The sequence below is a fragment of the Fortiea sp. LEGE XX443 genome, assembly GCF_015206815.1.
In the GTDB taxonomy this organism is placed as follows: domain Bacteria; phylum Cyanobacteriota; class Cyanobacteriia; order Cyanobacteriales; family Nostocaceae; genus Nostoc_B.
In genome coordinates, this window is record NZ_JADEXZ010000106.1 from 1 (window position 1) to 14676 (window position 14676).

Below are 14676 nucleotides of genomic sequence, written 5' to 3' on the forward strand. Positions count from 1 at the left end.
CCCCTGCTCCCTGCCCCCACCTCACCTCCCCTTCACTGGCGGTTGGTTGGGATGGCTTGGCTATGACGTAGCTAGGGAAATTGAACGGCTACCTTGTGCCAAATCTGATACTCTACCCTTCCCCGTAGCCTTTTGGTACGAACCAGACTCATTTGCCATTTTAGATCACGCTGAACAAATTCTTTGGTTGGCAGCTAGTGACATTGCCGATGTAGATAGGTTACAAATTCTTTTAGAAGAGAAAAAATCAGGGAATCCACTCTACCAAGTTACCTCCTCACCACAAACACCTGTGAATTTTGCCCCTGAGTTCTTCACATCGCAATCAAATTATGAAACATCAGTCAACCGCGCCAAAAAATATATTCAAGCTGGAGACATCTTTCAGGCAAATATTTCTTTGCGATTTGCAGCGTCTACAATGGCCTCTAGCTGGTCAATTTACCAAGCATTACAACGTATCAATCCTTCACCTTTTGCCAGCTACTGGCAGACTCCCTGGGGTGAAGTAGTTAGTTGTTCACCAGAACGGTTGGTGCTGTTACAAAATGGGCAAGCTCAGACTCGTCCAATTGCCGGCACGCGATCGCGTGGTGCTACCCCAGAACAAGATCATCAACTAGCACAAGAACTACTCAGCAATACTAAAGAACGTGCAGAACACATCATGCTGGTGGACTTGGAACGCAATGATTTAGGGCGAGTTTGTGAATGGGGAACAGTAAAAGTTGATGAACTGCTCACAATTGAGCGATATAGTCACGTTATGCACCTTGTCAGCAACGTTAAAGGTACTTTAAAATCTGAGCAAACCGCCGTTGATTTGATTCGTGCCATGTTCCCTGGAGGCACAATCACAGGGTGTCCAAAAGTCCGCTGCATGGAAATCATTGAAGAACTAGAACCTGTGCGACGTAGCCTATTCTACGGTTCCTGTGGCTATTTAGACTGGCGCGGTAACTTAGACTTGAATATCTTGATTCGGACTTTACTGTTGGCTCCTGTTTCTAGCGCAGGGGGAGCAGGGGAAGCAGGGGTGCAACAGGAGAATATTTTACTCAGCACTCAGCACTCAGCACTCAAAACCGTTTGGGGACAAGTAGGGGCAGGTATTGTGGCAGATAGTGATCCCGAAAGAGAATGGTATGAATCTCTGCACAAAGCACAGGCACAACTAGCAGCCTTGAACATGCTGAATTGTTAATCAAAGCATCTCCCTCTCCAAAGCCTAGTTAATCCCCTACTGTTAGCTATTTTGTGCCACAAAGGCAGAATTATGGCAACATGGAGAGAAGCCAACGCCAACATCGATTTGAGAGTCAGCTTTGGTCGTTGGGAACATCACTGGGTAAATCCCTTTGCCATAGGCAAAACCAAACAAAAAAGCAGAGACTTTCTTGTATTGCCCATAGTAAAGAAGTATTACTCACCCAAGCTTAATCAACTGTCTTGTGCCTTTACCTTTCCCCACTGTTAGCTTCATCTGCCCACTAGGCATCAGATTAAGGATTTCATAACTGCCCTGTGATGGCAGAAATTACTCAATTGGCGTAGTTTTAACTAAATATTCTGGCGAAAAGGTAATATCATCGTCTGAATGTTTATCTAGAACTACGAATAAATATACATACTCCTACCTTGACTCTTAAATGACTTCAGAAAACTCAGAAATTTACATCAATCATCCAACTTGGGGCTTGCTTTATCGGATTTGCATGGTTGATGAAAACCAAGATATGTTTACTACACTTTATGCCCAACGCTTGTTTTTTCTAGTCACAAACGACGTTAAAGGTATTAAATTTCAATCCATAGGACGCACAGAGGCCAGGATGATGTTGGAAAATCGTTTGCGTACCCTGCGACGCAATGGCCAATCTCAGGAGTACGATCAGCTTCAGAGTGTTTTCCAACGCACCTTCCAATGAATAGTTCGATTGACGAACGTATTGCCCATATTCGCTCCTCACTGCCACCTTCTGTCAGGTTAATTGCTGTCAGCAAGCAAGTACCGGCGGAGGTGATTCGTTTAGCTTATAACGCCGGAATTCGTGATTTTGGCGAGAGTCGCATCCAAGAAACGGCTAATAAACAAGTCGAATTGCAAGACTTATCAGATATTACTTGGCACTTTATTGGACATTTGCAAAGCAACAAAGCCAAAAAAGCGCTGGAACTATTTGAGTGGATTCATTCTGTAGATAATTTGAAACTGGCACAGCGCTTAAATCAATTAGCGCAGCAGCTAGAAGTGAGTCCGCAGGTGTGTCTGCAAGTCAAAATACTTCCTGATCCCCATAAGTCAGGTTGGAGTGTTCCAGAATTATTGGCTGACTTAGGGGAACTCAACCAGTGTCAGTTTTTACAAATTCAGGGATTGATGACAATTCCGCCTCTGGGTTTGGCTGAGGCGGAAATTGTTCATGTATTTAATAGCACTCGTCAATTAGCCGAAGAAATTCAGTCACAAAAATTGCCAAATATTCACATGCAGCACCTTTCAATGGGCATGTCAGGCGACTATCAACTGGCAGTACAAGCTGGAGCAACGATGGTAAGATTGGGAACCATATTATTTGGCGATCGCAATTAATTTCTCCGACAGTAACAATTAACTAGTCGTAGCAGTAGCCCTAGGTATGGAATACAGACAATTGCCTTAGGCTACTGGTACAATAAGACACTAAAAAAAATATTAAAAAAAATAACGAATCATCAAAAAAGCCGTAAAGTCAGCTTTATATCCGGAAATGTTTAGGATATAATCTTGACTCATTATTGTATGTAGGTTAAGGTACAGGCGTTCACAAAAACGTCAGTTTATTATCCATAGTTGTAATAGACGCTACAAACAGCGATAAAATTACTAAATTGTTCGCCCTTTGTAGTGATCAGTGTTTGCTACATCAATTAAATCAAAGCCAAATCGATAAAGGCAATTTGCATCAGGAGCGTACCAATGAACAATATTTTTTCCAAGCTTCGAGATTTCGTAGGGCTAAATGAGCAGGTAGAATACGAATATTACGAAGAAGAGGCAGATACAGATAACTACCAAAATTTGTATCAAGAGGAAAATCCTCAACCTGCACCCGCGGAAGCTACTACACAAAATCGACGTTGGCGGGAACCCATGTCTACAATGGGTAATGATGTAGCAACAGGATCAAAGTCTACGATGGGGAACGTAATTGGTATGCCAGGAGCTGTTAACGGGATTTCGGAAGTATTAGTACTTGAGCCTCGTACATTTGAAGAAATGCCCCAGGCAATTCAAGCCCTGCGTGAGCGGAAGTCAGTAGTACTCAACCTGACAATCATGGATCCTGATCAAGCACAGCGAGCAGTTGATTTTGTCGCTGGTGGAACTTACGCACTAGATGGACACCAAGAACGGATTGGAGAGAGCATCTTTTTGTTCACGCCAAGCTGCGTGCAAGTTAGCACCCAAGGTGGAGTTATTCATGAAGTACCACAACCGCCAGCTCGTCCAGTACGTACCACACCAACAGCCAGCCCAAACTGGGGAACTGAACCTAATCGCATGGCACAATAGATTTAAATTAGTTAATAGTCCAGAGTCAAAAGTCCAGAGTCAGAAGTTTTTGACTCTACGATATTGACTATGGACTATTGACCATGAACTAATGACTATAAAATTCGGCTTAATTGGTGGTGGGGTAATGGGAGAAGCGCTGTTATCCCGTCTTATAGGGCGTGACATCTACCAACCTTCAGAAGTAATAGTTAGCGAACCACAAGGGGCGCGCCAAGCTTTTTTAGAGCAGCAATACGATGTGACTGTGACGAGAGATAACAGCTTGGTGTTCCAGCAAGCTCAGGAAGTCATATTTTTAGCTGTTAAACCCCAGGTATTTAGCGCGATCGCTCAAGAATTGGCAGATATGATGTTGGTAGAACACTCGCCGCTGGTGATCTCAATTTTGGCAGGAGTGCCTTTACATCACCTAGAATCTGCATTTCCAGGATTACCAGTAATTAGAGCCATGCCCAATACCCCAGCAACCGTAGGAGCAGGGATGACAGCTATCTGTTTAGGTGCGTATACCAACGCCAAACACCACCAAATAGCCTTGCAAATATTTTCGGCAGTGGGGGAAGTGGTCGAAGTTTCTGAAAGTTTGATGGATGCTGTCACAGGATTGTCAGGTAGTGGCCCTGCTTACGTATCAATTTTGGTAGAAGCCCTAGCCGATGGCGGAGTTGCCGCAGGTTTACCCAGAGGCATTGCTAATCAACTCGCCCTTCAAACAGTCTTGGGAACTGCACAATTACTCCACGACAGCAAAATGCACCCAGCAGAACTCAAAGACAAAGTGACAAGTCCTGGTGGCACAACCATCGCAGGGATTAGTCAACTAGAAAAAGCCGGATTTCGTTCTGCTTTAATTGAAGCAGTCAAAGCTGCCACAGTGCGATCGCAAGAACTCGGAAAATAGCGAAGTAGGGAGTAGCAAAATCAAAAATTGTCCCTATTCCCCATTTCCGTTAACGAAGTTGACAAAAGACCCGTTAATATAGTAAACAGTCTGGTTGCAAATTTGATTGAGTGAATTATCCCGCACCGTCTCCAGAAATTAATTTAGGGTCGATATTTCCCTTTGATCTCGATCAGTTTCAGAAAGATGCGATCGCGTCCCTTAACGCTGGACGCTCGGTAGTTGTATGTGCGCCCACAGGTTCGGGCAAAACATTAGTCGGAGAATACGCTATCTATCACGCCCTAGCGCGAAGAAAGCGCGTATTTTATACCACGCCCCTGAAAGCGCTGTCAAATCAAAAATTACGCGACTTTCGTGAGAAATTCGGTTTTGACCAAGTGGGACTCTTAACCGGCGATGCGTCAATTAACAGGGATGCGCCGATTCTAGTGATGACCACAGAAATTTTCCGCAATATGCTCTATGGCACACCCATTGGACAAATCGGCATTTCCTTAGTAGACGTGGAAGCAGTGGTATTAGATGAGTGCCACTACATGAACGATCGCCAACGAGGTACAGTTTGGGAAGAATCAATCATCTACTGTCCCCGGGAAGTGCAACTAGTAGCCCTCTCCGCCACAGTTGCCAACAGCGAACAACTAACAGATTGGTTAAATCACGTCCACGGCCCCACAGACCTAATTTATTCTGATTTTCGGCCAGTACCCCTAGAATTTGACTTTTGCAATCCCAAAGGTCTGTTTCCCTTACTGAATGATACCAAAAACAAAATTAATCCCCGCCTAGTCAAAAAATATAGAAAGGGACAAGGGGACAAAGGCAAAAATGGTAGACCAGAAGCCCCCGGCATCATCTACACCTTGAGCCAGCTACAACAACGGGATATGCTTCCCGCCATTTACTTTATCTTCAGCCGTCGGGGATGCGATAAAGCTGTGGCAGAAGTGGGTGACTTGTGGTTAGTCAATGGTGAAGAGTCACAAATATTACGGCAGCAAATCGACGATTTTTTAAACCGTAACCCCGAAGCCGGACGTTCTGGACAGATTGCCCCTCTCTATCGCGGCGTTGCTGCCCACCATGCCGGGATTTTACCTGCATGGAAAGTGCTAGTTGAAGAATTATTCCAGCAAGGATTAATTAAGGTGGTATTCGCCACCGAAACCCTAGCCGCAGGTATTAATATGCCTGCCCGCACCACAGTAATTTCCACCCTTTCCAAGCGCACCGATACCGGACACCGCCTATTAAATGCCTCTGAATTCTTGCAAATGGCAGGCAGGGCTGGTCGTCGAGGGATGGATAAACAAGGTTATGTGGTAACAGTCCAAACCCCCTTTGAAGGAGCCAAAGAAGCAGCGTATCTAGCCACCTCCAAACCAGACCCCCTCGTAAGTCAATTTACCCCCAGCTACGGCATGGTATTGAACTTACTGCAAACCCACACCTTAGAGCAAGCTAGAGAACTCGTAGAACGCAGTTTTGGGCAGTACATAGCCAACTTGCACCTCAAACCAGAATACGACGAGATTGCCGAACTGCAAGCCCAACTAGCCCAACTCCAAGAACAAATTGCCGCCGTAGATGAAAACGAAATCGCCGTTTACGAAAAATTACGGCAACGTCTGAAAGTCGAACGCCAGTTATTAAGAACTCTGGAACAACAAGCTCAAGAAGAGCGCCAAGAACAATTGGGCATGATGTTGGGTTTTGCTGTGTCTGGAACGCTATTAAGTCTCAAGGGGAAAAACATCACGGTATCGACACCCATAACAGCCATGTTAGTCGGCAAAAGTCCTGGTTTAGGACAAGCGCCATATTTTGTCTGTTTGGGGCAAGATAACCGTTGGTATGTGGCTACAACGGTCGATGTAGTAGATTTGTATGCAGAACTTCCCCGGATTGACGTGCCACCAGAGATTCTCCCACCGCCAGAGATGCAATTCAAACCAGGACAATCGTACCGTGGGAATGAACAAACAGCTGCGATCGCTCAACATATTCCCAACCCAGGAGAATCTCTGCATCTGCCCCCAGAAGTAGTAGAACAACTCAGTCGCGTTACAGCCGTTGAAGAACAAATAGAAAATCATCCCTTGCGTCAATCAGGCAATGCTGCCACAATTTTTAAACGCCGAGCGCGTTATGTCGAACTCGAAGCCGAACTAGAAGAATTGCAAGGGCAAGTAGAGCAACAATCACAACGTCATTGGGACGAATTTCTCAATTTAATTGCGATTTTGCAACACTTTGGCTGTTTGGATAACTTAGTGCCAACGGAGTTAGGCCGAATTGCCGCTGCCATTCGCGGAGAAAATGAATTGTGGCTAGGTTTAGTATTTGCCAGCGGTGAACTCAACCAATTAGATCCCCACCATTTAGCAGCAGCGATCGCAGCTTTAGTAACAGAAACCCCACGTCCAGATAGTCGAGTCAACTTTGATTTGAGTGAGGAAGTAGCAGAGGCTTTAGCAAAACTGCGTGGAATCCGCCGCCAAATGTTCCAACTACAACGGCGATATAATGTCGCCTTACCCATGTGGTTAGAATTTGAGTTAATTGCCCTCGTTGAAAAGTGGGCATTAGGCATGGAATGGACAGAACTCTGTAGCAACACCAGCTTAGATGAAGGTGATGTAGTGAGAATTTTACGCCGGACTTTGGATTTATTATCTCAAATCCCCCATGTTCCCCATTTACCAGAAATTTTGCAGCGCAATGCTTACCGTGCTATGCAATTAATTGATAGATTCCCGGTGAATGAGGTAGTTGAGTGAAGCGACTGGAAAAAGTGCTGAGTTCAAAAAGTTTTTTCATGTTTGGTTGTGAAACTTTCTTATGAAGAATATTTCGATATCACAGCAAATTTGGGATGCTTCCCTTTATGAAAATAAACATGCTTTCGTGTGGCAATACGGCGAAGACTTGCTGCAATGGCTCAACCCTAAACCAGGAGAATTAATATTAGATTTGGGTTGTGGAACTGGACAACTGACAGCCAAAATTGCCGAGTCTGGTGCTGAGGTGATGGGAATTGATAACGCCGTCACAATGATTGAACAGGCTAGAAAAAATTACCCGCAGTTACGTTTTGAAGTTGCTGATGCTCGTAATTTTCAAGTAGAACAGCCATTCGATGCCGTATTTTCTAATGCTACCTTGCATTGGATTAAACAAGCAGATGTTGCGATCGCCGATGGCGGGGCGCAGCCCATCGCATCCATACACCAAGCACTCAAACCAGGAGGGCGTTTTGTCGCGGAGTTTGGCGGTAAAGGCAACATACAATCCATTCTCCAAGCTTTGTATACTGCTTTCGAGAAAATTGGTCTATCCAACCCCCAAGCCTTGAACCCTTGGTATTTTCCTAGCATTAGTGAATATACTACCCTAACAGAACAACAAGGCTTAGAAGTCACTCAAGCTATCTTGTTTGCTCGTCCTACTCCTTTAGCAGACGGTACAGCAGGCATAAAAAACTGGATTCAAATGTTTGCCAGCGCTTTCTTGGCAAAATTGTCTGCTGAGGAACAACTACAAGTCATTCATACAGTTGAAGAGTGCCTCAAACCCACACTTTACCAAGAAGGTTATTGGGCAGCAGATTACCGCAGAATTCGCATCCTGGCTACCAAAATTTAGATTCTGCGGAACTTTACCCAGTACAAACAGACATTTACTTTAGATAAATTATGGATATAGCAGTAGCCAAGGCAGTTAGGACATCGGACAATGATAAAACTCATGCACTAAAAGACTTTTAACCCTGTCACCTGTTCCCTGTCACCTGCTATATATGGTAAAGTTGATCACCTCTAATCCATGAGCCAAATGGTGTTAGCTTATGCTTAGACAAAAACTGCTAGGTTGTCGAAAAATACTACTACTAGTCCTCAGGCTGAGTGCAATTCCCCTTTCTCTAGTTCTCCCCTCACTAGCAGAAACATCGCCTCTGTTACCTTCTGATGCGCCGTTGGAACTGGACTTATTAACCAAGCCAAACGACACTGTAATTACAGCTAACACCATTAGTCCACAAGGATTAACTACTCCGAGTTTATGGTTGGCTAAAGCCAATTCCGAAAATAAGTTGTTGGATAATTGGATAGCGTATCCTGCTTCTGCAAAAGCACCTGGGCGAGTAGACGTGATCGTAAATCAGCAAGTTTGGAGCATACTAGACTATCTAGAACGCTACAGCTTTGTAAATCGCTTAGGTAATGTTGCTAGAAAAGACGTTTATAACCTACGGGTTTTTAACTACCAACAGGAACTTTTAGCAAGTTACACCTGTAACTTTCAAATAAGCCCAATATCATGCCGAATTCAGATAAGTTCTCTAAATAGGTTAGTTTTGCAGCAATCTTCGGAGTGAACAAGAGGCTAGTACAATAAGGCAAAAGTAAAAAGGCAAAAGTAAAAAGAAAAAGTGCTTATTTTGTAAGCTTTATTGATGTTTTAGACGGTTTGCTTATTTACGCCGTGCTGTACTAGTACCGCTACACGGAAGTCAAAAGTTATAGCAGTAGCCAAGGCAGTTAGGACATCGGCCAATGATAAAACTCATGCACTAAAAGACTTTTAACCCTGTCACCTGTCACCTGTTCCCTGTCACCTGCTATAAAAGTCAAAAAGCCTTTGTTATATATTTTCACTCCAAATCTTTTCTAACTTGTCTTGATTTTGGTGAATAAAGAATCGTACTGTTTTACTGCTGATATAGGTAAGGGAAGCAAAAATTCACTTTTATTGAAAACTTGATAATTAGTCTGCAACAGACTGCGTATTGGTTCTTGAATATCGGCTGCTGCAATATCAGGAGAAATTGGCGAATTACTTCTAGTCTTGAGCATAATTTGCTTGGCTATTTCTGGTTGCAAACAAAAATCAATCCAATTAGATGATATTTCGTTTTTGCTTGCCTTAGTAGGACGTACCCACAAATCTGCCCAGATAGCTGTTCCTGATTGAGGGATAACTACACTCAGTCGCGGATAACGTGCCAGCAATGGTAAAATATCGGTTGACCAACCAACAGCTAACCAAGTATCTCCAATAATGAGAGGTTCTAGGTAGGTGTTAGAGCTATATAATTTTACCTGTTGGTTTAAGGTTTGCAGTTCTTTTTCAAGGTTTGCTACTGTATCGAGATTCTCTGTGTTGTACGATTTGCCGAGCTTCTTCAACACCAGACCAATCACTTCTCTAGGATTATCTAGTAAAGAAATGCGCGATCGCAACCCGTCTCGCCACAAATCGCTCCAATCCTGCGGCTTCCATCCCAATTTTCGGAATTTTTCCCGATCATAGACAATCATTGTACTACCCCAACGGTAAGGTGCAGCCCACACTTTTCCTTGAGCATCTAGTTTCCCTTGATCATTACGAGTTACTAGTTGTCGCCATCTTTCATCTAAAGCCGACCAATATTTTAATTCCTTGACTTCTGCCTCTTCTAGAGGTTGAATTAGTTTCCGCTCAATTGCAGCTTTCAGCCAATAATCTCCCAAAGTCACCAAATCAACTGCACCTGTTGTTTGAGATTGCGTAAATGGAATCCAGCGAGTCCACGCTTGCTTATCGGTAGTTTTTGGTTTTTCATGCCAAGTTTGCAATTGCTGATATAAATTCTGTATTTGGTCAACTGGGGCAAATTTTAACTCCGCCTTTTGCTGTAATTCTTGGCGAAATTTATCAACTACCTGACTGGGAATAGAACCTTTCAATAAGTGTATGCTGAGTTTTGTTTGGTTTTTATTACCACACCCAATCAGCAGCTGCGAAAGTGCCAATCCACCTATACTGAGCAAAAAAGACCGTCGATCCATTAGTTTTGGATATGTAAAGTTAGATTTTAGACTATTCTCTTACAAGATCAGGGTTAAGAGGAAAGTTAGTGTGATACCAATTCACGAAAATCTTGATACAAATTAATGGTTTTTAATTCTTTCCCTCTGCTCCCTACCCCCTGCCCCCCTGCGACCTACTTGTATCAAACTTAAAGTGAAACGGTATTAGTTATCCTGCATGTAAAAAGGTCAATATATTCTTAATCATTAGTTCTTTGTGTTTATAGAAGGTTAATGACAGCTTGCACTAAAATAAGTGAGACATGCACGCACCCATGTTAACATCCTGGAATCCATTCATAAATTTTTCTGATAGAAAATCAGAATAGCAAAATGATTGTCATAAAACTATGAATTATCAGGAAATTAAGTTACAGGCAAGAGATATTTTCATCCTTGGTATTTTAGTATCGACAGAATATTTGAATAATTAAATAATTCATAAGTATGGTTAAAATTACCAGTAAATTGAATAACATAGAGAAAATATACTGACGAGGGTATTAGATGGAGCCATTACAAAACCAGATCCTGACTTTGAGCCATAAACTGGATGCCCTCTACCAAGTAATTGAGCAGCTAGACTTTAAAGTAGATCAAGCTTTTTCAGAATGTTCATTAGCGAAAACCCAAGCCAAAGATAACTATCAAGAAAATAGTGAAACTTTACCTTATCAGTTAAAAGGTCAAATCGGTTTTAATCAAGAATTTGAACACAAAGATGTTTTAACAGATGGCGTTTATTTAGATATAAATCGTCAGGGTGGGGATAAGATTTTAACACCTGAAATTCAAATACAACGTCTAACAGCACAATTAACCGCAGCCTATAATCGGATTGCAGCTTTAGAAGAACAATTACTCCGAGAAAGAATTCATTAATGTAATGGTTCAATAGTCAATATTTAGGAATTTACCGGAGCTTTTTCAGTCCGGTATTTTTGTATAAACACAAAATTAAAATATAAAAGATTAATTGTTGAATTGACGCAGACGTTGGAATTGGTCTTCAATAGCTGCTAAAAGTTGATATTGTTGCCAATCTTGGTAGAGATGTGCTGCAATGCCAGCGGCTCCAGCACCGACACCTTCTTTAACAAAACCTTGTTCATAAGCTTGCAGTTGTGGATAACGAGAATGGGCAAAACTTAGCTGCGTAGCCAGTAAAGGAGGGATGATTTTATCCAAGCTGAGGGCTAAATCAATCGTCCCACCAGTGGGATCTTCTGCTACCCAGCGAGTTGTCCCCACAATTACTTGATTTGGTTGCCAAAATAAATCGTAGGCTTGGGAAATTGCGGTAATTAAAGCGTAAACTGCCAACATTTGTGTCCCACCTGCCAACAAAATACCACAACTGCGACTAGCTGCGATCGCCATCCCCGCTACTACCACTTGCATAGGATCACCCACTGCCGCTACTAGTTGTAAGGGATCTGAAGAACTAGGAATTTTTTGTAACCCAGCCTGTACCACGTCCCATTTTTGCTGATGGTTACAAATTGGGTGGCTGCTGTTGACTTTGCCGATCGCATCTATTCCCAAAGCCGAGAGAATTGCTAAAGCAGTTGTAGTACCGCCAACAACACACTCACTTAAAATTAAGTAACTCTGCGGAACTTGAGCCGCCAAGCGATCGCCCCAAATTAGCCCTTGTTTAAGCAAGTGCTTGACTGTTGCTAATGCGATCGCCTCCCCTGTACTTAAACACCTAGCTGGCGAACCTCCTAAATCAATTGCGGGTACTGCGGGAGATTGGGGTAATCCAGCATTAAATAAGTAAACTGGTATTTTGAGTGATTCAACCACAGCGCGAGAAATTAACACAGGCGATGCTCCCGCCGTCAGTGGTGGTAAGGGATATTGCGGTTGGTGTTCTGCACCGTAATACAAAAACTCAGCATCCGCGCAAGCCGTGTACTTGCGATCTTCTGGCGTGCATCCAGCCGCCGAAATTCCTGGAATCAAAGCAGTTTCAGTAAAACCCAGAACACAGGTAAAGATAGGTAAACAACCGCGATATTTAGCAAGCCAATTTTTACCTTGTTCTACTTGAGTATAAATACTAATCATCAGTAAATAGCAACCCAATACTTTTCGGATAAAGGTTTGGTCATCCTAGATTCAGATCCCCCCACCTGCGGCGACCCCTTAAAAAGGGGATAAAAAAGGGTTATTAGCTCCCCTTTTTAAGGGGAGTTGGGGGGATCTGAACAAGATGGAGATAGGAGATATTAACCGAAATGTATTGCCTCAGCACTAATAATCCATCAAGACTTGTACCCAGCGTGGCGGGCGAGGAATGGGATTGCCCAAACGATCTAATAGTAGCCATGCAGCCACATGTACCACAAATAGATAAATAAAATTATTAATTACAACCAAAGCAAAAGCCCCTGCTTGAATCAAAAATACATTCGGACTGGTTAATAATCCTAGCTTGAGAAATATCCACTCAGCAATTCCTGTGACTTGGTTAATTAGATAAATCCATAAGTCTTCACCAGATAACACAGACAGCAACCACATCCGAAAAAAGAAACCTAAAGTGCCTAACAGGGTAGCTAAAGTGATAGATACAATCCAAGGAACACGACGATGCCAAGTTACTCCCAAGAGTACGCCCATGAAAGCATAAGGCATAACAAATAGTAAACTGCGAACAGGCCCCATCAGTACCGACAACAACAAGCCAGAGGTGACTGCTGCCATCCATGCAGCCCGTTGTCCCCAGCGCAGGTAAACTAGAGCGATCGGTACAGGAAAAAATATCCGCAAAACTGGCCCCAAAGGAAAATAAAAATTAATAAACCAAATTAAGCTGGCAGTACTGGCTAAAAATGCCGTTTCTACCATCCTCAAAGGTGCAACGGCTTTCAGTTGGGGAGGTTGCAAGTTGCTATAGTTTCCAGAATTATTTGGACTGTCGTGTTGCTGTAATTGCCCTTGGGATTGAGATTCAGAAGATGGGCTTTCCTCTGGCTCTTCGGGCAGAGAATCTACAATACTCATTTTGAAAAATTTTTTACACAATCAATCTTTCCAGGGCTAACACATCGGGAATGCAAATAGTTTCTTGATCCCGTTTAATTAACCCTTTCTTTTCTAATCTAGTCAAGACTCTTGTGACGGTTTCCCGCGCCAGCCCACTTAGACTACTTAATTCTCGGTGAGGTAAATTAGGGATTTCGGTTTCTCCTGTTTGTCCTTTTTTCCCCTGTCCTTCTGCCAAAAATAGCAACGTGTCTGCTACCCGCGATTGACTATCAGATTCTCGCAACCGCAGGCGACGATTTACTTGCCGCAAGCGCCTAGCCATCAGCTTTGATAATCTCACTCCTGCCAAGGGTTCTATTTGCAGTAACTTGACAAAATCTTGAGAAGGCATACTACCAATTACCGTAGCCGTGAGAGTAATCACGTCGGTAGAACGAGGTACTTCATCTAACGCAGCCATTTCCCCAAATAATTCGCCTTTGCCTAGAATATTTAGAGTTACCTCTTTACCTTCCAAATTATAAGTACGAATTTTCACCCAACCATCAAATATAAAATATACAGAACCACCCCAGTCATTTTCCAATAAAATCACTTGATTAGCTGGGTGTGTTCGAGTCACAAGATGGGTAAGGGCTGGCTCTACAACAGATTCTGGCAACCCTTGAAAAAAGGGAGCCGATCTGATCCAAGGATGAATAGGTTCTTCTTGCAAGCTATATCGGTCTCCCATTACGGCATCTTCATTAAAGGTGTTACATACAAAACAAACAAGAGTGATACATTTAGCCTCAGCCATCAATGCAAAGACTTTTTCTAATAGAGACTTCTAGTTAAACAAAAAACAATAAAAGCATTTTTAGAAACAGTCTTACTTACGGAGTTTAAATAATGTAAAACTTGTGCAATCGCTGGCTAAGTACCTCTGTAAGAATTTTGAAGACACTAGCTGCATTGCAAAAATATTTACTTAAAAATATAGGCAAGCCACACTTAATGATACTCAACCTAGTTAACTTTTGCTATGAAAAATACAATCAAAAAATATCCCAGCAATGGTTTTTTGAGGTATGGCGCTGTCATACTGAGCTTGATGAAGTCGGGTGATGCGATCGCCTTACTCTTAGTCGAAGTAAGCTAGGTGTAGCGTTTTGTTTGTGCAGTTAGACATCGAACTTATGTTAACAAAGGGTTTTCAATCCAAAATCTAAAATGGAATAACTTGCCATTCAAGGATTCCTTAGCTAGATTAATGGCGCTTGTGGATGTAAAGTGGAGGGAATTTGCCTTGTAGATTTGGTGCTTGTGGTAAGATGCCAGACTGTTGGCCGATTTGTTGCATTTTTTTATTAGAGGCAGGGGGC

14 protein-coding genes are annotated in these 14676 nt (G+C 42.8%); 10 read left to right on the forward strand and 4 right to left on the reverse strand.

Annotated elements, in window-relative coordinates:
- The 9 genes from IQ259_RS25010 to IQ259_RS25050 all read left to right on the forward strand — a co-directional run.
- A partial coding sequence (locus IQ259_RS25010) for an anthranilate synthase component I (RefSeq protein ID WP_193888713.1) occupies nt 1–1204 on the forward strand: 1204 nt, incomplete at its 5' end.
- 72 nt (nt 1205–1276) lie between these two features.
- A complete protein-coding gene (locus tag IQ259_RS25015; protein WP_193888714.1) occupies nt 1277–1477 on the forward strand; it encodes a hypothetical protein in 201 nt (66 codons plus the stop codon).
- 172 nt (nt 1478–1649) lie between these two features.
- A complete protein-coding gene (pipX, locus tag IQ259_RS25020; RefSeq protein WP_193888715.1) occupies nt 1650–1928 on the forward strand; it encodes a transcriptional coactivator PipX in 279 nt (92 codons plus the stop codon).
- Nucleotides 1925–2593: a YggS family pyridoxal phosphate-dependent enzyme gene (locus IQ259_RS25025; RefSeq protein WP_193888716.1), complete on the forward strand. Its 669-nt coding sequence runs from the start codon at nt 1925–1927 to the stop codon at nt 2591–2593. Before pipX ends, IQ259_RS25025 begins: the two co-directional genes overlap by 4 nt.
- A gap of 366 nt (nt 2594–2959) precedes the next feature.
- Nucleotides 2960–3556 carry a cell division protein SepF gene (locus IQ259_RS25030; RefSeq protein WP_193888717.1) on the forward strand — a complete coding sequence of 199 codons (597 nt, stop codon included), beginning with the start codon at nt 2960–2962 and terminating at the stop codon, nt 3554–3556.
- 91 nt (nt 3557–3647) lie between these two features.
- A complete protein-coding gene (gene proC / locus IQ259_RS25035; RefSeq protein WP_193888718.1) occupies nt 3648–4460 on the forward strand; it encodes a pyrroline-5-carboxylate reductase in 813 nt (270 codons plus the stop codon).
- A 110-nt stretch (nt 4461–4570) separates the two neighbouring features.
- The gene (locus IQ259_RS25040) at nt 4571–7243 is read left to right on the forward strand and encodes an RNA helicase (protein ID WP_193888719.1); all 2673 of its coding nucleotides are present in this window, start codon (nt 4571–4573) and stop codon (nt 7241–7243) included.
- 61 nt (nt 7244–7304) lie between these two features.
- Nucleotides 7305–8108 carry a trans-aconitate 2-methyltransferase gene (locus IQ259_RS25045; RefSeq protein WP_193888720.1) on the forward strand — a complete coding sequence of 268 codons (804 nt, stop codon included), beginning with the start codon at nt 7305–7307 and terminating at the stop codon, nt 8106–8108.
- A 202-nt stretch (nt 8109–8310) separates the two neighbouring features.
- Nucleotides 8311–8841, forward strand: a complete 531-nt coding sequence (locus tag IQ259_RS25050) for a hypothetical protein (protein ID WP_193888721.1) — start codon at nt 8311–8313, stop codon at nt 8839–8841.
- A 292-nt stretch (nt 8842–9133) separates the two neighbouring features.
- Here the strand turns inward: IQ259_RS25050 and IQ259_RS25055 are convergent, their stop codons facing one another.
- On the reverse strand, nt 9134–10294 hold the full coding sequence (locus IQ259_RS25055; RefSeq protein WP_193888722.1) for an extracellular solute-binding protein: 1161 nt from the start codon (nt 10292–10294) through the stop codon (nt 9134–9136).
- 528 nt (nt 10295–10822) lie between these two features.
- On the opposite strand from IQ259_RS25055, the gene IQ259_RS25060 reads away from it, so the two are divergent.
- Entirely contained in the window at nt 10823–11197 is a 375-nt protein-coding gene (locus IQ259_RS25060; protein WP_193888723.1) for a hypothetical protein, read from the forward strand.
- A 90-nt stretch (nt 11198–11287) separates the two neighbouring features.
- Here the strand turns inward: IQ259_RS25060 and cobT are convergent, their stop codons facing one another.
- The 3 genes from cobT to IQ259_RS25075 form a co-directional block, all read right to left on the reverse strand.
- Nucleotides 11288–12388, reverse strand: coding sequence for a nicotinate mononucleotide-dependent phosphoribosyltransferase CobT (gene cobT, locus IQ259_RS25065; RefSeq protein WP_193888724.1), 1101 nt, complete (start codon nt 12386–12388; stop codon nt 11288–11290).
- Nucleotides 12389–12574: 186 nt separating this feature from the next.
- Nucleotides 12575–13327 carry a DUF2232 domain-containing protein gene (locus IQ259_RS25070; protein WP_193888725.1) on the reverse strand — a complete coding sequence of 251 codons (753 nt, stop codon included), beginning with the start codon at nt 13325–13327 and terminating at the stop codon, nt 12575–12577.
- A 13-nt stretch (nt 13328–13340) separates the two neighbouring features.
- Nucleotides 13341–14045, reverse strand: a complete 705-nt coding sequence (locus IQ259_RS25075) for a Crp/Fnr family transcriptional regulator (RefSeq protein WP_193888726.1) — start codon at nt 14043–14045, stop codon at nt 13341–13343.
- Between the last annotated feature and the right edge of the window lie 631 nt (nt 14046–14676).

Bases quoted from the DNA above. Each gene is read 5' to 3' on its own strand.
- IQ259_RS25015 (WP_193888714.1), top strand. From the start codon at position 1,277: ATGGCAACATGGAGAGAAGCCAACGCCAACATCGATTTGAGAGTCAGC.
- IQ259_RS25025 (WP_193888716.1), top strand. From the start codon at position 1,925: ATGAATAGTTCGATTGACGAACGTATTGCCCATATTCGCTCCTCACTG.
- pipX (WP_193888715.1), top strand. From the start codon at position 1,650: ATGACTTCAGAAAACTCAGAAATTTACATCAATCATCCAACTTGGGGC.
- IQ259_RS25075 (WP_193888726.1), bottom strand. From the start codon at position 14,045: ATGGGAGACCGATATAGCTTGCAAGAAGAACCTATTCATCCTTGGATC.
- IQ259_RS25055 (WP_193888722.1), bottom strand. From the start codon at position 10,294: ATGGATCGACGGTCTTTTTTGCTCAGTATAGGTGGATTGGCACTTTCG.
- IQ259_RS25070 (WP_193888725.1), bottom strand. From the start codon at position 13,327: ATGAGTATTGTAGATTCTCTGCCCGAAGAGCCAGAGGAAAGCCCATCT.
- IQ259_RS25030 (WP_193888717.1), top strand. From the start codon at position 2,960: ATGAACAATATTTTTTCCAAGCTTCGAGATTTCGTAGGGCTAAATGAG.
- cobT (WP_193888724.1), bottom strand. From the start codon at position 12,388: ATGATTAGTATTTATACTCAAGTAGAACAAGGTAAAAATTGGCTTGCT.
- IQ259_RS25050 (WP_193888721.1), top strand. From the start codon at position 8,311: ATGCTTAGACAAAAACTGCTAGGTTGTCGAAAAATACTACTACTAGTC.
- IQ259_RS25060 (WP_193888723.1), top strand. From the start codon at position 10,823: ATGGAGCCATTACAAAACCAGATCCTGACTTTGAGCCATAAACTGGAT.
- proC (WP_193888718.1), top strand. From the start codon at position 3,648: ATGACTATAAAATTCGGCTTAATTGGTGGTGGGGTAATGGGAGAAGCG.
- IQ259_RS25045 (WP_193888720.1), top strand. From the start codon at position 7,305: ATGAAGAATATTTCGATATCACAGCAAATTTGGGATGCTTCCCTTTAT.